The sequence below is a fragment of the Acidovorax sp. NB1 genome, from assembly GCF_005405905.1.
Taxonomy (GTDB): Bacteria; Pseudomonadota; Gammaproteobacteria; order Burkholderiales; family Burkholderiaceae_C; genus Acidovorax.
The window spans coordinates 273,113-290,658 of record NZ_BJHU01000005.1 but is presented as its reverse complement, the minus strand read 5'-3'; the positions used below and the strand labels follow the sequence as shown (position 1 = coordinate 290,658).

Annotated in this window: 19 protein-coding genes; 13 read left to right on the top strand and 6 right to left on the bottom strand. The window is 66.8% G+C overall.

The window, feature by feature from the left end:
* Positions 1-98: 98 nt before the first annotated feature.
* The 5 genes from AvAM_RS02635 to AvAM_RS02615 all read left to right on the top strand — a co-directional run bounded on the left by AvAM_RS02635 (position 99) and on the right by AvAM_RS02615 (position 3,333).
* On the top strand, positions 99-800 hold the full coding sequence (locus tag AvAM_RS02635; RefSeq protein WP_137745601.1) for a pirin family protein: 702 nt from the start codon (positions 99-101) through the stop codon (positions 798-800).
* A gap of 40 nt (positions 801-840) precedes the next feature.
* A complete protein-coding gene (locus AvAM_RS02630) occupies positions 841-1,254 on the top strand; it encodes a DoxX family protein (protein WP_137745600.1) in 414 nt (137 codons plus the stop codon).
* A 143-nt stretch (positions 1,255-1,397) separates the two neighbouring features.
* Complete coding sequence (locus tag AvAM_RS02625; RefSeq protein ID WP_099730381.1) at positions 1,398-1,952, top strand: flavodoxin family protein; 555 nt, start codon at positions 1,398-1,400, stop codon at positions 1,950-1,952.
* Between the two features lie 59 nt (positions 1,953-2,011).
* A complete protein-coding gene (locus AvAM_RS02620) occupies positions 2,012-2,419 on the top strand; it encodes an OsmC family protein (protein WP_137745599.1) in 408 nt (135 codons plus the stop codon).
* A complete protein-coding gene (locus AvAM_RS02615) occupies positions 2,416-3,333 on the top strand; it encodes a pirin family protein (RefSeq protein ID WP_137745598.1) in 918 nt (305 codons plus the stop codon). Before AvAM_RS02620 ends, AvAM_RS02615 begins: the two co-directional genes overlap by 4 nt.
* A 22-nt stretch (positions 3,334-3,355) precedes the next feature.
* On the opposite strand, the gene AvAM_RS02610 is transcribed toward AvAM_RS02615, so the two are convergent.
* A complete protein-coding gene (locus AvAM_RS02610) occupies positions 3,356-5,770 on the bottom strand; it encodes a bifunctional diguanylate cyclase/phosphodiesterase (protein WP_137745597.1) in 2,415 nt (804 codons plus the stop codon).
* Positions 5,771-5,947: 177 nt separating this feature from the next.
* Here AvAM_RS02610 and AvAM_RS02605 point away from each other — a divergent pair, with 177 nt between their 5' ends.
* On the top strand, positions 5,948-6,736 hold the full coding sequence (locus AvAM_RS02605) for an ABC transporter substrate-binding protein (protein WP_171012112.1): 789 nt from the start codon (positions 5,948-5,950) through the stop codon (positions 6,734-6,736).
* Positions 6,737-6,812: 76 nt separating this feature from the next.
* Here AvAM_RS02605 and AvAM_RS02600 read toward each other — a convergent pair whose 3' ends face one another.
* The 4 genes from AvAM_RS02600 to AvAM_RS02585 all read right to left on the bottom strand — a co-directional run bounded on the left by AvAM_RS02600 (position 6,813) and on the right by AvAM_RS02585 (position 11,077).
* Entirely contained in the window at positions 6,813-7,562 is a 750-nt protein-coding gene (locus AvAM_RS02600) for a sulfurtransferase (protein ID WP_137745595.1), read from the bottom strand.
* A gap of 84 nt (positions 7,563-7,646) precedes the next feature.
* Entirely contained in the window at positions 7,647-8,501 is an 855-nt protein-coding gene (locus AvAM_RS02595) for a MinD/ParA family protein (protein ID WP_137745594.1), read from the bottom strand.
* Between the two features lie 10 nt (positions 8,502-8,511).
* A complete protein-coding gene (locus AvAM_RS02590) occupies positions 8,512-9,285 on the bottom strand; it encodes a GGDEF domain-containing protein (RefSeq protein WP_137745593.1) in 774 nt (257 codons plus the stop codon).
* Positions 9,286-9,388: 103 nt separating this feature from the next.
* On the bottom strand, positions 9,389-11,077 hold the full coding sequence (locus AvAM_RS02585) for a SulP family inorganic anion transporter (RefSeq protein ID WP_137745592.1): 1,689 nt from the start codon (positions 11,075-11,077) through the stop codon (positions 9,389-9,391).
* Between the two features lie 163 nt (positions 11,078-11,240).
* On the opposite strand from AvAM_RS02585, the gene AvAM_RS02580 reads away from it, so the two are divergent.
* The 4 genes from AvAM_RS02580 to AvAM_RS25835 all read left to right on the top strand — a co-directional run bounded on the left by AvAM_RS02580 (position 11,241) and on the right by AvAM_RS25835 (position 14,265).
* Positions 11,241-11,735 carry a BON domain-containing protein gene (locus tag AvAM_RS02580; RefSeq protein WP_137745591.1) on the top strand — a complete coding sequence of 165 codons (495 nt, stop codon included), beginning with the start codon at positions 11,241-11,243 and terminating at the stop codon, positions 11,733-11,735.
* Positions 11,736-11,793: 58 nt separating this feature from the next.
* Positions 11,794-13,032, top strand: a complete 1,239-nt coding sequence (locus AvAM_RS02575; RefSeq protein WP_137745590.1) for a PLP-dependent transferase — start codon at positions 11,794-11,796, stop codon at positions 13,030-13,032.
* Between the two features lie 94 nt (positions 13,033-13,126).
* Positions 13,127-13,999, top strand: coding sequence for a DUF2189 domain-containing protein (locus AvAM_RS02570; RefSeq protein WP_249367893.1), 873 nt, complete (start codon positions 13,127-13,129; stop codon positions 13,997-13,999).
* A 77-nt stretch (positions 14,000-14,076) separates the two neighbouring features.
* Positions 14,077-14,265 carry a hypothetical protein gene (locus tag AvAM_RS25835; protein WP_137745589.1) on the top strand — a complete coding sequence of 63 codons (189 nt, stop codon included), beginning with the start codon at positions 14,077-14,079 and terminating at the stop codon, positions 14,263-14,265.
* A gap of 16 nt (positions 14,266-14,281) precedes the next feature.
* Here AvAM_RS25835 and AvAM_RS02560 read toward each other — a convergent pair whose 3' ends face one another.
* A complete protein-coding gene (locus tag AvAM_RS02560) occupies positions 14,282-14,956 on the bottom strand; it encodes an arylesterase (protein ID WP_137745588.1) in 675 nt (224 codons plus the stop codon).
* A 15-nt stretch (positions 14,957-14,971) separates the two neighbouring features.
* Between AvAM_RS02560 and AvAM_RS02555 the strand changes: the two genes are divergently transcribed.
* The 3 genes from AvAM_RS02555 (at position 14,972) to AvAM_RS02545 (ending at position 17,431) form a co-directional block, all read left to right on the top strand.
* Positions 14,972-15,685, top strand: coding sequence for an ABC transporter ATP-binding protein (locus tag AvAM_RS02555; protein WP_137745587.1), 714 nt, complete (start codon positions 14,972-14,974; stop codon positions 15,683-15,685).
* Positions 15,686-15,796: 111 nt separating this feature from the next.
* Complete coding sequence (rlmB, locus tag AvAM_RS02550; protein ID WP_137745586.1) at positions 15,797-16,543, top strand: 23S rRNA (guanosine(2251)-2'-O)-methyltransferase RlmB; 747 nt, start codon at positions 15,797-15,799, stop codon at positions 16,541-16,543.
* A 150-nt stretch (positions 16,544-16,693) separates the two neighbouring features.
* Positions 16,694-17,431, top strand: a complete 738-nt coding sequence (locus tag AvAM_RS02545; RefSeq protein WP_249367892.1) for an NAD-dependent deacylase — start codon at positions 16,694-16,696, stop codon at positions 17,429-17,431.
* Positions 17,432-17,546: the final 115 nt, after the last annotated feature.

Genomic DNA, 17,546 nt, shown 5'->3' with positions numbered 1-17,546 from the left:
GCCATGTTAATTCAGATTATTTGAACATTGCCATCAATCCGTCTGTGCCCGCAGCGGGTGTGGCAGTCCTACAGTCGAGTCTTGAAAGGAGCACTCACATGCTGACTGTTCGTAAATCGCAAGACCGGGGCCACGCCGACCATGGCTGGCTCAATTCCTTCCACAGCTTCTCTTTCGCCGGGTACTACGACCCCGCCCACATGGGCTTTGGCAACCTGCGCGTCATCAACGAAGACCGCATTGCACCCGGCACCGGGTTTGGCACCCATGGCCACCGCGACATGGAAATCATCAGCTACGTGCTGTCGGGCGAACTGGCCCACAAGGACAGCATGGGCAACATCAAGGGCATCCCGCCCGGCGACGTGCAGCGCATGAGCGCAGGCACCGGTGTGCAGCACAGCGAGTTCAACCACGCTGCGGGCCAGACCACGCATTTCCTGCAGATCTGGATCGAGCCCAATGTGCGCGGCATCCCGCCGAGCTACGAGCAAAAGACCTTTGCCGAGGCGGAAAAGCGCGGCGCCCTGCGTCTGGTGGCATCGCCCGACGGCGCCCAGGGCTCGGTCAAGATCCATGCCGATGCAGCCCTGTACGCAGGTTTGCTGAATGGCGCGGAATCCGTCACGCTGGCGCTGAACCCCGGCCGCAAGACCTATGTGCACCTGGTGCGTGGCGCGCTGAGCGCCAACGGCCAGGCCCTGTCGGGCGGCGATGCGCTGCTGATGGAAAAGGAAACCACCTTGTCGTTGACCGATGGCCACGACGCCGAGGTGCTGGTGTTTGACCTGGCCGCGTGATTTTTACTTCGTAACCACTTTCACTCAGGAGTTCTTCACCATGCTCACATCCCTGCAAAACCCCCTGGCCCTGGCCGCACGCCTGCTGCTGGTTGCCCTGTTCCTGCCTGCGGGCATCAGCAAACTCACCGGCTTTGCCGGCACCGTGGGCTACATCACCTCGGTGGGCCTGCCCATGCCCACGGTGGCGGCGGCCCTGGCGGCGGCTGTCGAAGTGCTGGGCAGCCTGGCGCTCCTGTTTGGCGTGGGCACCCGGTTTGCTGCGCTGGCACTGGCTTTCTTCACACTGGTGGCCAGCTTCTTCTTCCATGCCTACTGGAATCTGCCCGCCGACAAGCAAATGATGCAGCAGCTCATGTTCTTCAAGAACGTGGGCGTGACTGGCGGCCTGCTGGCCTTGGCAGCGTTTGGCGCCGGCGCCTGGAGCCTGGACGCACGCCGCTCGGACCGCTGATCCGGTTTGCATAGAAAGGGCCTGCAACCCGCAGGGGTGCAGGTTCTGGCATTCAATCTCGCCGTTGGTTGTCGTTCTGCTGGTAGTTCTTTTGGTTCTTTCCCCTGGTCTCGTTCCCTCATCGTTTCAACAGGAGTTATCTCATGGCACACATCGCAGTTGTTTACCACTCGGGTTATGGTCACACGCAGCGCCTGGCGCAGTCTGTGGCAGAGGGCGCAGGCGCCCAACTGGTCGCCATTGATGCCGAGGGCAACCTGCCCGAAGGTGGCTGGGAAACGCTGGCCGCTGCCAGCGCCATCATTTTTGGCTCGCCCACCTACATGGCCGGCCCCAGCTGGCAGTTCAAGAAGTTCGCCGACGCCTCTTCCAAGCCCTGGTTCAGCCAGGCCTGGAAGGACAAGCTGTTTGCAGGCTTTACCAACAGCGCCAGCACCAATGGCGACAAGCAGATCACGCTGGACTACATGTTCCACCTGGCCATGCAGCACGGCGGCATCTGGGTGGGCAACGGCATGATGCCCGCCAACTCCAAGGCGGCCACGCGCAACGATGTGAACTGGATCGGCTCGTTCAGCGGCGCCATGTCCCAGTCGCCGTCCGACGCCTCGGCCGCCGAGATGTTCCCTGGCGACCTGGAGACGGGCAAGCAGTTCGGCCAGCGTGTGGCCGACGTGGCCCGCCGCCTCGCCCGTTAAGGCGAAGCCCCCTTTTGGCGCTACAGTGGCGCGCCCCAATACAACCAGGAGAACACCCCATGGCAGTTGAATTGCGGCGCGTCCCCGGCGCGCCCATGGCCCAGACCGTGCACATCCGTGCGCACGACCTCGTGGCCGATGGCAGTGTGGAGGAGGGCGGCACCGACAGCGGCCCCAGCCCGCACGACCTGTATGACGCTGCCCTGGGGGCCTGCAAGGCCCTCACGGTGCTGTGGTACGCACGCCGCAAGGGCCTGCCGGTGGACGATGTGCAGACCGTGGTCGAGCGCGACGCCTCGGCCGAGCGCACGGGCGTCTACCGCCTCGCAACGCGGCTGCAGGTCAGCGGTGACCTCACCGATGCCCAGATCGCCGAGCTGGAAACCGTGGCGCAGAAATGCCCCGTACACAAGCTGATGACTACCGTGACGACTGAGATCAGCACCTCGGTGGAGCGCGCGCCATGAGCGATACCCCCAGCTTTCTGCCCCTCAAGGGCCACGCCAAGGACCTCGGTGGCGGCTTCACCGTGCGCCGTCTGCTGCCCGCCGTGCAGCGCAAGGCCGTGGGGCCGTTCCTGTTTTTTGACCACTTCGGCCCTGTGACCGTGATGCCGGGCGACAGCCACGATGTGCGGCCCCACCCGCACATTGGCCTGGCGACGGTGACCTATCTGTTCTCTGGCGCCATCATGCACCGCGACAGCCTGGGCTGCGTGCAGCAGATCGAGCCCGGTGCCATCAACTGGATGACGGCCGGCCGGGGCATCGTGCACTCCGAGCGCCGCCCCGAAAGCCTGGCCGACACGGCCTATGTGAACCATGGCATCCAGCTGTGGACGGCCTTGCCCGTGGCGCATGAAGAGGCCGATCCCTCCTTTGTGCACACGCCCGCTGCAGCCATCCCTGAAGTGCATGTGGGCAGCGCCGGTGGTGCCGCAGGTGCCACGGTGCGCGTGCTCATTGGCACGGCCTTCGGCCAGACCTCGCCGGTGGCCACACTCTCGCCCACGCTGTACCTGGATGTGCAGCTGTCCGCCGGTGCCACGCTGGAGATCCCGGCGCTGGCGCAGGAAATGGCGGTCTACACCGTGGACCAGCCGGTGCAGCTCAATGGCCAGACCCTGGACGCCCAGTTGCTGGGCGTGGTGGAGAGCGGGCAGGGCATGCACCTGGCAGCCCCTGCCGATACAGGCGCCCGGCTCATGGTGATTGGCGGTGATGCGCTGGATGCCCCGCGCCACATGTGGTGGAACTTTGTGTCCAGTCGCAAGGAGCGCATCGTGCAGGCCGCGCAAGACTGGGACGCGCAGCGTTTGGGCCAGGTGCCGGGCGAAACGGAGTTCATCCCGTTGCCGCCCCAGCGGTTCAAGGCGGACTGAAACCGCCTTCGGTCAGCGCCTTTCAGGCCTTGACCGCGCCACACCCCTGCCGGAGCAGGGGGATCAGCTCGGCCTCGGGCACGGGGCGGCTGAAGTGGTAGCCCTGGCCCTGGTCGCAGCCCAGGCCCTGGAGAATCTGTACATGGCGTGCTTCCTCCACCCCCTCGGCCACGATGGCAAAGCCCAGGCTCTGGCCCATGCGCACCACGGCCGAGACGATGGTCACGTCCTGCGTGCTGCGGTGCAGGTCGCGGATGAAGGCCTGGTCGATCTTGAGCGTATCCACCGGCAGGTTCTTCAGGTACGACAGCGATGAGTACCCGGTGCCGAAATCGTCGATGGCGATGCTGTAGCCCAGCTCCTTGATCGCGATGAACTTGCCGGTCACGTCCTCCAGCCCGCTGATCAGCGCGCTTTCGGTCACTTCCAGCTGGATCAGGCGCGGGATGTCGCGGTCTTCGGCTGCGATGGCGCGCAGCGTCTGCAGCAGGCGCGGGCTGCGGAACTGCGCTGCCGCCACGTTGACCGCCACGGGCACTTCGGTGCCCAGCATGTCGCGCCAGCGCCGTGCCGCGGCAATGGCCTCACGCAGTACCCAGTCGCCGATGTCGATGATGAGGCCGCTTTCCTCGGCAACGGGGATGAAGCTGGCGGGCGGAATGCGGCCCAGCTGCTGGCTCTCCCAGCGCAGCAGGGCTTCCACGCCCACGATCCGGCCGCTCGCCAGTTCTACCTTGGGCTGGTAGGCCAGCCAGAACTCGCTCTGGGCCAATGCAGTGCGCAGCCCGTTTTCGACGCTCAGCCGCCGCGACGACTCCTGCAGCTGCCGGTCGTCAAAAACGCAGTAGGTATTGCGCCCCAGCTTCTTGGCGGCATACATGCCCATGTCCGCACGGCTCACCAGTTCGGCCGGTGTGCTGCCGTGGTCGGGGAAGAGGCTGATGCCCACCGAAGGCGTGACGTGCAGCTGGTAGCCCTCCAGGGTGAAAGGGCGGCGGATCTGGCTCATCAGCTCCTGCGCGAGGGCAATGGCCTGCTCTTCGCCGCTCAGCTGTGGCAGCACCACCAGGAACTCGTCGCCACCGTGGCGCGTGACCCAGGCCGGGGGCATCACCGTGGCCTGCAGGCGCAGCGCCAGCTGGCGCAGCAGCAGGTCGCCTACCTGGTGGCCCAGGGTGTCGTTGATGTCCTTGAAGTTGTCCAGATCGATGAACAGCAGGGCCAGCTGGCCCTGGGCTGCCCGCGCACGGGCCAGGTCCAGCGGCAGGTCGCGCGCCAGTTTGGAGCGGTTGCCCAGGCCTGTGAGTGGGTCGTGGAAGGCCTGGAAGACGATCTGCCGCTCTTTGTCGATTTCTTCGGAGATGTCGCGCAGCACCAGCAGCAGCACCACGTCCCCCGGGTTGTGCAGCGGCACGGCATTGAGTTCTGCCACAAAGGCGCGCGCGTGTGCCGGGGCAATGCGCAGTTCGCCACGCACACGCTGCGGCTGCCGGGATTGCCGGGCCTGTTCCAGCCATTCGCCGCGTGGCTCGCCGCTGGCCTCGTCCAGCAGCCGGAACAGGTTGTGCCAGGGCTGTCCCTGCAGCGTGGGCTCTGCCATGCCCAGCAGGCGCGCTGCCGCACCGTTGGCATAGGCCACGTCGCCTGCGCCGTTGAGGGCCAGCACCCCGTCGCTGAGCGCGCCCAGCGTGGCCTCGATCTCTTGCACCCGCGCGCGCAGCGCGCGCTCGGCCTGCAGGCGCAACCCGGCTTCGGTGGCGCGTTCGGTGTGAAAGCGGTTGAGGGCGTCCACCAGGGCGTCGAGTTCGTCGGGCTGCGTGCCACTGGTTTTGCGCTGCAGGCGGATGCGGTCCCGGCTGTCCAAAGGGTTCAGGCCTGTGACAGCCCGCGCCAGCGCCGACAGGTGGCGCATGATGAGCCAGCGCACGATGACGACCAGCATGGCGGCGATGCTGGCGATCTGCAGCAGCTGGGCGATGGCGATGCGCCAGGCAGTCTCGGCCTGCTGCGCACGCAGGGCGGCGTAGGACTCGTACACCCGGATCTCACCCAGCTGGGGCTGGTTCGGGCCGGTGTGGGTGGGGTCGGCGATGGCGTGGGTCCAGGTGGTGTCGATGGGCGGGACCTCGCCGGGGCGCGACACCGTCATCAGCGTGCGGTCCCCGTCCAGGATGTCGGCACGCACGATGGCGCCTTCGCCCACCATGCCGATGAGCAGGGCGCGCAGGCTGGCGTTGTTGAAGTTCCAGAGGCTGTCGCTGAGCGCGGGCAGGTTTTGTTGCACGCTGCGCTGGGCCTGCTCGTGCGCCCGTTCCAGCAGCCGGGCCCTTTCTTGCCACACAGTCACCCCGGTGATGGCGGCAAATGCCACCAGGCTGGCCACAACCACCCAGGCCAGGGTCTTGGAGGTCAGCGACGAGGGGTGGAGCAAACGCATGGGCCGTGGGGGCTTGAAAGAAGAGGTGCCATGGCTGAACGGCCGGGTTGCAGGGGATGCAAGCAATCATCTTGCCAGCGGGGTGGGTTCATTCATTATGTCGGCGTGCGGAAGTTGACACAACGCACACAGGTGGTTACGTTGTTTTCCTCCGTGGCCGGAAAAAGGGAACACACCATGCGACGCCGTCTTTGCCTGTTCTGGGGGCTGCTGCTGGCGAGTGCTTTGGGCGCTGCTGTGCAGGCCGAAACGCTGCGCATTGCCACCGGCGAGCTGCCACCTTATGCCAGCGCGGCACGGCCCGACCAGGGGATCTCACTGCACATCGTGCGCCAGGCCTTTGCCAAGGCGGGGGTGCAGGTGGAATATGTCTTCTTGCCCTGGACGCGGGCCCTGGTGGAGACACGCGACGGCAAGTGGGACGCCACCGCCGCCTGGGGCCGCAATGCCGAGCGCGACAAGGGGTTTCTGGTCAGCGACAACGTGCTGACCGAGCAGTGGCAGATTCTTTATCGCAGCGACCGGAACTTCACCTGGAGCAGCCTGCAGGATCTGGCGGGGCTGCGCATTGGGGTGGTGGCCGACTACACCTACACCCCCGCGTTCTGGCGCATGGCGAAGGATGGCACCCTGCGCGCAGACGTGGCGCCCGACGATGTGAGCAACCTCAACAAGTTGCTGGCGGGCCGCGTGGATGTGGTGCCGCTGGACCGCAACGTGGCCTGCGACCTGCTGGGCGCCAAGTTCACGGGCGAGCAGGCGCGCCGTGTGCGGGCGCACCCCAAGCTGTTTGTGCCCGATTTCACGACCCACCTGATGATGAGCGAAAAGCTGCCCGCCAGCGCCAAGCGCATGGAGGCCTTCAACCGGGGGCTGAAGGCGCTGCGCCAGTCGGGGGAGTACGGAAAGATCCTGCAGCAGCAGCCCTGTGCCGCCGATCTGGCGCAGGCACAGCAGGGGGGCTGAAGAAATAGGTCAGAAATTCAGGCAAAATGGCCGCTACCGACCGATGTGTGTGGCTTTTAAGCTATTAATTTGATAGCTATTCGCCTTCTGCCGCGCGCAGGTCCGTGGCCAGCACGGCGCGCTCGTCGAACACAAAACAGCCGCCGTGGTAGTGCGCGCCGTCTGTCAGCTCGAAGTATTTGAGGATGCCGCCCTCCAGCTGGTAGACATGCGGCAGGCCTTCCTCGCGCATGAGGATGGCGGCTTTTTCACAGCGGATGCCGCCGGTGCAAAAGCTCACCACGGTCTTGTCCTGCAGCTCGGCCTTGTGAGCGCGCAGGGCGGGTGGAAACTGGGTGAACTTGTCGATGCGCCAGTCGATGGCGTGGTCGAAGGTGCCCGCGTCCACCTCGAAGGCGTTGCGGGTGTCGAGCGTGACCACTTCGCGGCCTTCGTCGTCATGCCCCTGGTCCAGCCAGCGGCGCAGTGTGGCTGGGTCTACGGAAGGCGCGCGGCCTGCGGCGGGGCGGATGGTGGGGTGGTCCATGCGGATGATTTCGCGCTTGACCTTGACCAGCATCTTGCGGAACGGCACCGTGGCCGACCAGCTCTCTTTGGGCTCCAGGTCGGCAAAGCGGGCATCGGTGCGCAGCTGCGCGACAAAACCCCGCACGGCATCAGCGGGGCCTGCCAGAAAGAAGTTGATGCCTTCCTCGGCCAGCAGGATGGTGCCCTTGAGCTGGGCGGCCACCGCGCGTTCGTGCAGCAGCTCACGCAGCGCGGCGGCATCGGGCAGCGGCACGAACTTGTAGCAGGAGATGTTGAGGACGGTGTCGGTGGTGTTCACGGCAGTAAAAATGCACAAAGGCCCGCTGGCGGGCCTGTGGTTCAGGTTGGCACAGTGGCCAAGGCGCGCCCTGGCATATGCCGGTCAGGCTGCAGGTGACAGCAGCGTGGTCTCTATCTTGTTGGCCAGCTGCGCAATCGCCAGCGCCGCAGGGCAGCCGGGGGTTTGCAGCAGCAGCAACTGGCGACGCATCACGGCGTCGCGCACCGAAGGGTCGGCCGGGATGTCACCCATGTGGATCAGGCGCATGGGGCGGCCGGATTCGGTGCTGACGAATCGGTCGAGCACCTGCTGCAGCTGGCTCGTGATGGCGCGGCCATCGCCTGGGCGCGCGGCCTGATTGATGACCATGCGCACATGCTGGCGCTTTTGCTGCATGGCCAGGACCTTGATGGCGGCGTAGGCGTCGGTGAGCGAGGTGGGCTCGGGCGTGGCCACGATCAGCACCTCGGAGGCCAGCGACACCGAGAACAGCACCACATCCGAGATGCCTGCGCCGGTGTCGAGAAGCACCACGTCGTAGCGCGGGGTGAGCGCCTGGATCACGCTCAGGAACTGGTTGCGCACTTCGGGGGTAAGGCGCGAATATTCCACCATGCCGGAGCCTGCCAGCAGCACGTCAAAACCACCCGGGGCGGTAATAACGGCGTCGTCCAGCGCGGCCTTGCCGGTGAACACATCGTGCAGCGTGATCTTGGGGTGCAGGTTCAGCACCACATCGAGGTTGGCCAGGCCCAGGTCGGCGTCCAGCACCAGCACACGCTGGCCCCGGCGGGTGAGGGCGGCCGCCAGATTGGCGGAAACAAAGGTCTTGCCCACGCCGCCCTTGCCGCTGGTGACCGCAATGATGCGGGCGCCGTCCGGGGTGGTGGCGGCGGGTGTGGCGGGGCCCGCAGGGGCTGCGGGCGTGGTGGGGTGAGGGGTCAGCGCGTCGCTCATCATCTAACTTTCAGTAGGCGCTGCCTGTGGGGTTGGGGTCCAGCGGAGGCAGGTCGCCCCAACCCGAGGGGGTGTAGAGCGGGCCAAACAACAGGCTTTTTTCCTCGGCACTGACGGTGCTGTCGGGTTGCTCCTCAATGCTGACGCGGTTGCGTCCGGCCGATTTGGCCTGGTAGAGCTGGTGGTCGGCGCGGTCGGTCCACAGCAGGGTGGTCGAGCGGATCCACTGCATCGCAAAGGCACCACCCACGCTCACTGTCACGTTCAGCTCCACACCGGGCGAGATCCGGATGGGGGTGTTGGCCACGGCGCGGCGGATGCGTTCCGCCACCACGCGGCCAAACGCGGCCTGGCAGGCGGGCAGCACCACGGCAAATTCCTCGCCGCCGTAGCGCGCCAGGGTGTCCATGGGGCGCACACAGGCGCTGAGCGTGCGGGCCACCGACTGCAACACCACGTCACCGGCCAGATGGCCGTGGGTGTCGTTCACCTTCTTGAAATGGTCGATGTCCAGCATCAGCAGCAGGGCCGCTTCGCCAGAACGCGTCACGCGGTCGATCTCGCGCTCCAGCACGGCACGGAAATGCCTGCGGTTGGCCAGGCCGGTGAGGGGGTCTTTGAGGGACAGCTCGCACAGGCCGTCAATCAGGCCTTGCAAGTAGCGCGAAGGGGCTTCGCGGTGCAACGCTGCTTCGCTGCCGCCGGCCTGAGCCACCAGCGCGTGAGCAGTATCCAGGCGAAGCTCGCGCAGATCTACCAGATGAGAGGCCGCAGAGTCAGACACAAATGGAGCAAAGAGAGTTTGCGCAGTGTACCAGCGCAAGGGCGACCCGAGCGCCTGCCCGGGGTGTAGGTAAAACCCGCGCAGGGGCTTGTCTGGCGCTGTTCTACGCCCTGGGCGTGGGTTCGGGCAGCTGCTGCATGGCTACCAGCATGTCGGCATCGGTGCGGTACATCGCCAGCCCGGCACGGGGCTCCAGCAGGCCCGCCTGCCGCAGCACCTGCTCGGCAGGCAGCTTGAGGCCACTCAGGTGCAGGGTTCCGCCCCGGGACTGCATCAGCCCCAGCAGCTGCGCAAAGGTCTCCACCCCGGTCACGTCGATGCGGTTGATGGGCTGGGCCAGCAGGCACAGGTGCACCACGTCGGGGTGTTGCGCGAGGTGCTCGGCCACCCGCCGCTCCAGGGCGCTGGCCGAGGCGAAGTCCAGTTCGGCATCCATGCGCAGCGCCAGCAGCCGGGGGGCGAGCGGGGGCAGTTGCCACAGGTGGCGGTCGCGCAGGCTGCCGTCCGGGTGTAGGCCCACTTCGATGATGCGCGGATGCAGCCGCTGGTACAGAAAGTGGCTCAGGTTGATCAGCAGCCCCACCAGAACACCCCAGTACATGCGTGGCGCCGTGGCCAGGGTCAGGGCGAAGGTGATGCCGCCGATCACGGCCTCGACCCGCGACACCCGCCACAGCCGCAGCAGCGTGCCGGGCTTGATGAGGCTGGTCACGGCCGTGACCACCACGGCCGCCAGCACCGACTGCGGCACATGGTACAGCGCGGGCGTGAGCCACAACAGCACCACCAGCACCAGGCTCAGCGCAAACAGCGTGGCCCAGCCGCTTTTGGCACCGGCGTACAGGTTGATGGCCGAGCGCGAGAACGAGGCGCTGGTGGCAAAACTCCCGCACAGGCCGCTGCTGATCTTGGCCAGGCCCTGGCCGATCAGGTCCTGGTTTTCGTTCCATTGCTCGCCCGAGCGCTGGCTCTCGACCTTGGCGCTGGAGGCCGTCTCCAGAAAACTCACCAGCGTGACCACCAGCACCGGCATGACCAAGGCAGAAAAGCTGGACCAGGGCAGGGTGCCCGGCCAGTAGGGGGCTGGCAGGCCCGAGGGCAGGGAACCCACCACCGCGCCACCGGCGTCGGCATACCCCAGGGCCCAGCTCAGCGCACCCGCTGCGCCCACCACCACGATGGCGGCCGGAAAATTGGGCCTCCAGCGGCGTGCCAGCATCAGCAGCGCCAGGCTGCCCAGCCCGAAGGCAGCAGCTGTCAGGTCGAACAGGCCGGGCGAGGGCGTGGTCAGCAGCGTGCTCCATTCCGCCGCCCGCAGGCCGGTGAGCGCACCCAACTGCGAGCCCAGGATCAGCAGCGCCGCCGCCTGCGTGAAACCATTGAGCACGGGCGATGTGACCAGGTTGAGCAGCCAGCCAAACCGCGCCAGCCCCATCACCAGCTGTAGCAGGCCCGAGAGCATGGCCATCCACGCCGCCAGGGCCACCCACTGGGCACTGCCGGGCTCGGCCAGGCCGGTGAGCGACGCACCAATTAGTAGGCTGGTGAGCGCCGTCGGCCCCACGCCCAGCCGGGTGGACGCGCTGAACAGCACGGCAATCAGCGCCGGGATCAGCGAGGCGTAGATCCCTGTGACCAGGGGCATGCCCGCCAGCGCGGCATAGGCCACGCCCTGGGGCACCAGCATCAGGCCCACCGTCATGCCCGCCCAGAACTCGCCCTTGAGCAGGTGACGGTCGGGGCGGGGCCATGCGAGAAACGGAAACCAGCGGGTCAGCGACGGCGAAATCATGGCCCGATTGTCGCGTGTCAAGGCCGCTCTGCAGGGATGGGTCGGGGGAAATCCGGCGGTGTGTCCCGGCTCCGTCCTACAGGCACTTCGGCCCTGTCCGACCCGCAGGCCGCGTGCTGCTGCCTAAAGTGGGGCCCATGTTTCAACCGCAAGGAGTCACAGCATGAACACATCGAAGACCACCCACTTCCACCCCGCCCACCGCGTTGCCAGCCTGCTGGCTGTGAGCGCACTGGCCCTGGGCCTGGCAGCCTGCAGCAAGACCGAGGAGCCCACCGTGGGCCAGCGGCTTGACTCGGCTGTGGAGAAGACCGAGCAGGCCGCTGCCGATGCCCGCGCCAAGGCCGAGGCCGCGATGCAGAGCGCGGAAACCAAGATGGAGAAGGGCGCGGCAAGCGCCGAAGCAACAGCCAAGCAGGCCGCCGATACAGCCAAGGGGGCGATTGATGACGCCACCATCACCGCCCAGGTGAATGCAGGCCTGGCCAAGGACCCCGATCTGAGCGCCGTCAAGATCAACGTGGACACCGTGAATGGCAAGGTCACGCTGAATGGCCCTGCACCTTCCACCGTGGCCCGTGACCGTGCCGAGACCATTGCCAAGGCGATCAGCGGCGTCACCGCTGTGAACAACCAGCTGGTGGTAAGCGCCAGCTAAACCCGTTGCAGCCCGCAGGCACCGCGCCGCCCAGGCTTGTCCTGGGCGGCGCGCTACCATGGCCGCCATGAAAGACCACGACACCGATCTCGCCACCCGCCTCGTTCACCACGACTACCTGCCGCCCACCGGTTTTGAAGCCCCCCAGCCCGGGGTTTATAAGGCGTCCACTGTCATCTTCCCCAACGTCGCGGCCATGCGATCGCGCGAATGGAAGGACAAGAGCGGCTACACCTACGGCCTGCACGGCACGCCCACCACCTTCATCCTCGAAGAGCGCCTGTGCGCACTGGAAGGCGGCCTGCAGTGTGTGCTGGTGCCCAGCGGCCTGGCCGCCATCGCCAACGTGGGGCTGGCCCTGCTCAAGCCCGGCGACGAGGTGCTGATCCCCGACAACGCCTACGGCCCCGGCAAGGACTTCGCCAATGGCGAGCTGGCCCGCTTCGGCGTCACCCATGCGTTCTATGACCCGCTGGACCCGGCCGACCTGGCCGCGCGTATCACGTCTGCCACCCGGCTGGTGTGGCTGGAGGCGCCGGGCTCGGTGAGCATGGAGTTCCCCGACCTGTGCGAGCAGGTGCGCATTTGCCGTGCACGCGGCGTGACCACCGCGCTGGACAACACCTGGGGCGCGGGCCTGGCGTTTGCGCCGTTTGACCTGACGGGCGACGGCAGCCTGGGCGTGGACATTTCTGCCCATGCGCTCACCAAGTACCCCAGCGGTGGGGGCGATGTGCTCATGGGCAGCGTCCTCACGCGCGACCAGGGCCTGCACATGAAGATCAAGCTCACCCACATGCGGCTGGGCCTGGGCGTGGGCGCGAACGACGCGGAAGCCGTGCTGCGGGCACTGCCCAGCATCGGCCTGCGCTACCGCGCCCACGACGAAGCGGCCCGCGCGCTGGCGCGTTGGTTGCAGCAGCAACCCGCCATCGTCCAGGTGCTGCACCCGGCGCTGGAAGACGCCCCCGGCCATGCCCACTGGAAGGCCCTGTGTGGTGCCGCAGACGGCGGGCAGGGCGCCGCGGCGGGTTTATTCAGCGTGATGATCGACGCGCGCTACACCCAGCAGCAGGTGGATGCGTTCTGCGACGGCCTGCGCCTGTTCAAGCTGGGCTACAGCTGGGGTGGCCCCATGAGCCTGGTGGTGCCCTACACCATCGCCAGCATGCGCAGCCGCCCTTCGTCCCACCTGAAACCGGGCACGCTGGTGCGCTTTTCCATCGGGCTGGAGGCGGTGGAGGACCTGCGGCGCGACCTGCAGCAGGCGATGGAGGGGGCTTTCCCCGCCGCCTGAGCTTGCATTCGGCCTCAGCCCCAGCGGCCGACGCCGTTCGGGCTACGGGCTTTCCTCAGTGGCGCAGCCGAACGGGCGGGCTTAGTGTGGCGGCATGACTGCGACATCCTCCAAGCCCACACCGGACACGCTCAGCACGCCAGACGCCTCAGAAGCCCGGCAGGCCGAGGCCATTGCCAACCGCGTCAAAGCCCAGACGGCCCAGCCTGTGCTGTTGCAGCCGCTGCGCCTGGCCGATCCCTTCCGATGGCTGATGCGGGGCTTGGACGACGTGCGCACCGCGCCGGGCATTGCGGCGTTTTATGGCGTGTGTTTCTGGGGCATGGCGGTGGTGCTGGGCTGGGTGTTCCGCACCCGGCCCGAATACACCATGTCCATGGCCAGCGGTTGCCTGTTGTTGGGGCCGTTTCTGGCCATGGGGCTGTACGACACCAGCCGCCGGCGTGAGGCGGGCCTGAAACCAGAGCTGAGTGAATCCCTCACCTGCTGGGACAGCCACATGGGCAGCATGGGCATGCTGGTGCTGGTGCTGGTGGTGTTGGAGCTGCTCTGGGGTCGTGCGTCGCTGGTGGTGTTTGCGGTGTTTTTCAACACCGGCATGCCGTCCACCACGGGGGTGCTCCAGGCGGTGTTCAACCCCCAGAACTGGAGCTTCGTGGCTGTGTACGCGGTGGTGGGCGGGGTGTTTGCTGCGCTGGTGTTCTCCACCTCGGTGGTGTCCATCCCCATGATCCTGGACCGCGACACCGACGCGCTCACTGCCGGCATCACCAGCATGCGCGTGGTGCTGGAGAACCCCCTCGTCATGCTGCTGTGGGGGGCACTCATCACCATCCTCGTTGTGGCCTCGCTCTGGTTCTGGGGTGTGGGGCTGCTGCTGGCGGGCCCGGTGCTGGGCTTTGCCAGCTGGCATGCCTACCGCGCGGCGGTGTCACGGGTCACGCCACCACCGCCTGCTGCGGCGTGATGCTTTGAGCTGGTTCTTGGAGTCGGCTCCAATGAGCATGCTGTTACAGTGGGCCTCTACTTCAGGAAGCAATTACCTTGGCAACACCTAACTACGGATACGAAAAGCGCCAGCGCGAACTCGCCAAAAAACAAAAAAAAGAAGAGAAGCTGAGGGCCAAGGCGCACCGCAGGCCGGATGAGCCGCAGGGGGATCAGCCGGCAGACGACCAGCCTGCCGGCGACGCTGGCACCCCCGGCCAGCCTGGGGGCCCCGCCAGCGCCTGACGGGCTGTATCTGGCGTCAGCGCAATAGCTTTTTCAGTTCCGGCCACACATTGGCCAGCATCTGCGGATGCGCCTCGGCGCGTGGGTGGATGCGGTCAGGCTGGAACAGGCGGGTCGGGTCCGGCCCATCCGCTACCCCTTTCAGCAGAAAGGGCACCACGGCTGCCTTCTGGGCCTGCGCCACGGTGGTAAACAAACCCGCAAACTTGTTCGCATAGTCGGCCCCATAGTTGGGCGGCACCTGCATGCCCACCAGCAAGACCTTGGCGCCCGCCTTTTGGGCGGCCTGGGTCATCCAGGTCAGGTTTTCCTCGGTGTTCTTGAGCGGCAGGCCACGCAGGGCATCGTTGCCGCCCAGCTCGATCACCACATGGGTGGGCTTGTGCTGGGTCAGCAGGGCGGCCAGGCGCGATCGGCCGCCCGAGGTGGTTTCGCCGCTCACGCTGGCGTTGACCACAGTGATATTCAGCTTGTCTTGTGCCAACTGTTTTTCCAGCAGAGCCACCCAGCCCGTGCCGCGCGCCAGGCCGTATTCGGCACTCAGCGAATCACCCAGCACCAGCAGCAGGGGAGTGCGGGCGGGCGTGGCGGGGGCCTTGGTTTGGGCCAGGGCGGCCGGGGTGCAAAGCCCCACCAGTGCTCCGGTGGCTGCGCTCACGATAAAGTGGCGCCGACGCAGGTATCGAATCAAAGCAAAAATCCTTTCATGTCCGAATCCTCCCCACTGCCGCAGGCATCGTCTGCAACCCCCATCATCGCCGTGGAGCATGTCTTCAAGTCGGTGACCGATTCCACCGGCACGCTCGACATTCTGCGGGATATCGATTTCCGCCTGGCCGCCAGGGAAACCGCCGCCATCGTGGGGGCCTCGGGCTCGGGCAAAAGCACCTTGCTCTCCATCATCGCGGGGCTCGACACCCCCACACGCGGCACGGTGCGGCTGGACGGCCACGACCTGTTTGCGCTGGACGAAGATGCCCGCGCCGCCCTGCGCGCGCAGAAGGTGGGTTTTGTGTTCCAGAGCTTCCAGCTCATGGGCAACCTCACCGCGCTGGAGAACGTGATGCTGCCGCTGGAGCTGTCCAACCGCCCCGAGATCCGCAAAAACGCGCGCAAGGCCGCCACCGAGATGCTGGCCCGCGTGGGCCTGGGCCAGCGCCTGTCGCACTACCCCAAGGTGCTGTCGGGCGGCGAGCAGCAGCGCGTGGCGCTGGCGCGGGCCTTTGTGGTGCAGCCCGCCGTGCTGCTGGCCGACGAGCCCACGGGCAGCCTGGACTTTGCGACGGGCGAGACCATCATGCGGCTCATGTTCGAGCTGAACCGCGAGCAGGGCACCACGCTGGTGCTTGTCACCCACGACCGGGCCATCGCTGCGCAGTGCGAGCATCGCATCACCATCGACGCGGGGCGCGTCGTCTGAGGCGAAAAATTTGAACTTTTTTGGCCGCTACCGCGCGATGGTATTGCCTTGATAGCTATTAAATTCATAGTGCAGTGATGGGTGGCCTTGCGGCCAGCGGATAATCCCCGCATGTCCAGCCCCAAAGTTCTCTTCGGCTTTCACGCCGTGGGCGTGCGTCTGAAGACCGCGCCAAAGTCCATCATCGAGATTTATTACGAAGCCACGCGGCGCGACGCCCGCATGCGCCAGTTTCTCGACCGCGCCCGCGAGGCCGGTGCCCGCCTCATCGAAGCCGACAGCGTGCGCATTGCCAAGCTGGCCGGCAGCCACGGCCACCAGGGCGTGGCCGCGAGGGTGGAGCCAGTGAAGATTGCCACCTCACTGGATGAGCTGCTGGAAGACCTGGAAGCCGCTGGCATCGAACAGCCCCTGCTGCTGGTGCTCGACGGCGTGACCGATCCGCACAACCTGGGCGCCTGCCTGCGTGTGGCCGATGGTGCTGGCGCCCACGCCGTCATCGCCCCCAAGGACCACGCCGTGGGCATCAACGCCACCGTGGCCAAGGTCGCCAGCGGTGCGGCCGAGACCATGCCGTACTTCATGGTCACCAACCTCGCGCGCACCCTGAACGAACTCAAGGAGCGCAACATCTGGTGCATCGGCACCAGCGACGATGCGCCCAAGACCATCTACCAGGTAGACCTGAAAGGCCCCGTGGCCCTGGTGCTGGGCGCCGAGGGCGACGGCATGCGCCAGCTCACACGCAAGACCTGCGACGAGCTGGTCAGCATCCCCATGAAGGGTGCCGTGGAAAGCCTGAACGTCTCGGTGGCCAGCGGCGTGTGCCTGTACGAGGCCCTGCGCCAGAGATCTTGACCCCCCTGAGTCGCATCGCGCCTTCCCCCCGAGGGGACGCCCCCAGCGCGGCGGGGCGGCCCTTGCGCGGGGGCACTGGTCTGGGCACGCGCCAGTTTCGTGCGCTGCTGGTTGAATGACGCGCAGCAAGAAGAAGTTGAGGCCCAGCTCTTGGACGCACAGATTCTGCAAACTGTCCGCGCCTGGGTCCAGCAGGCGCGACACATCGCCGTGCTCACCGGCGCAGGCGTGAGCGCCGAATCGGGCGTGCCCACCTTCCGCGACGCGCAGACCGGCTACTGGGCGCAGTTCCGCCCCGAAGACATGGCCACCGAGGCGGGCTTCCGCGCCCATCCCCAGCGCGTGTGGGACTGGTACCAGTACCGGCGCGACCTGCTCGCCGATGTCGTACCCAACGCCGGGCACCATGCGCTGGCCCGTTTTGCGCAGCAGCACCCGGGCAGGCTCACCCTCATCACCCAGAACGTGGACGGCTTGCACCAGCGCGCAGGCAGCCCAGGTGTGTTGTGCCTGCACGGCGACATCGTTAGCAACCGCTGGCTCGACCCCCCCCGCCCGTGCTGCCACCTCGACCATGCCGTGGCCGGGCGCCCACCCCACTGCGACCGCTGTGGCAACCTGGTGCGCCCTGGGGTGGTGTGGTTTGGCGAGGCGTTGCCTCGGGCCACGCTCGAAGCGGCGCAGAACGCCGCTGCGCAGTGTGAGCTGATGCTGGTGGTGGGCACGGCCGGCGCGGTCTACCCCGCAGCAGGCCTGGCACACCAGGCGCGGGCAGCGGGCGCCCAGGTGGTGGTGCTGAACCCCGCCCCCAGCGAGCTGGATGGCGCCGCACACGCGTTGCTGCGCGGCACGGCCGCCAGCTTGTTGCCGCAACTGCTGGGCTGCTGAGCAGCTCAGCAGAGGATACAAGGGCCCCGCTGCGGGCCCGGGCTTGACCAGCCTGCTCGGTGAAAACCCCCGGTTTCCGCCCCGTGCGGCGCCTTTTGTCGCGCAGCGGACAGCC

Excerpts from the sequence above, each read along its gene's own strand:
- AvAM_RS02635 (WP_137745601.1), top strand. The coding sequence starts at position 99 with ATGCTGACTGTTCGTAAATCGCAAGACCGGGGCCACGCCGACCATGGC.
- AvAM_RS02630 (WP_137745600.1), top strand. The coding sequence starts at position 841 with ATGCTCACATCCCTGCAAAACCCCCTGGCCCTGGCCGCACGCCTGCTG.
- AvAM_RS02625 (WP_099730381.1), top strand. The coding sequence starts at position 1,398 with ATGGCACACATCGCAGTTGTTTACCACTCGGGTTATGGTCACACGCAG.
- AvAM_RS02620 (WP_137745599.1), top strand. The coding sequence starts at position 2,012 with ATGGCAGTTGAATTGCGGCGCGTCCCCGGCGCGCCCATGGCCCAGACC.
- AvAM_RS02615 (WP_137745598.1), top strand. The coding sequence starts at position 2,416 with ATGAGCGATACCCCCAGCTTTCTGCCCCTCAAGGGCCACGCCAAGGAC.
- AvAM_RS02610 (WP_137745597.1), bottom strand. The coding sequence starts at position 5,770 with ATGCGTTTGCTCCACCCCTCGTCGCTGACCTCCAAGACCCTGGCCTGG.
- AvAM_RS02605 (WP_171012112.1), top strand. The coding sequence starts at position 5,948 with ATGCGACGCCGTCTTTGCCTGTTCTGGGGGCTGCTGCTGGCGAGTGCT.
- AvAM_RS02595 (WP_137745594.1), bottom strand. The coding sequence starts at position 8,501 with ATGAGCGACGCGCTGACCCCTCACCCCACCACGCCCGCAGCCCCTGCG.
- AvAM_RS02585 (WP_137745592.1), bottom strand. The coding sequence starts at position 11,077 with ATGATTTCGCCGTCGCTGACCCGCTGGTTTCCGTTTCTCGCATGGCCC.
- AvAM_RS02580 (WP_137745591.1), top strand. The coding sequence starts at position 11,241 with ATGAACACATCGAAGACCACCCACTTCCACCCCGCCCACCGCGTTGCC.
- AvAM_RS02575 (WP_137745590.1), top strand. The coding sequence starts at position 11,794 with ATGGCCGCCATGAAAGACCACGACACCGATCTCGCCACCCGCCTCGTT.
- AvAM_RS02570 (WP_249367893.1), top strand. The coding sequence starts at position 13,127 with ATGACTGCGACATCCTCCAAGCCCACACCGGACACGCTCAGCACGCCA.
- AvAM_RS02555 (WP_137745587.1), top strand. The coding sequence starts at position 14,972 with ATGTCCGAATCCTCCCCACTGCCGCAGGCATCGTCTGCAACCCCCATC.
- rlmB (WP_137745586.1), top strand. The coding sequence starts at position 15,797 with ATGTCCAGCCCCAAAGTTCTCTTCGGCTTTCACGCCGTGGGCGTGCGT.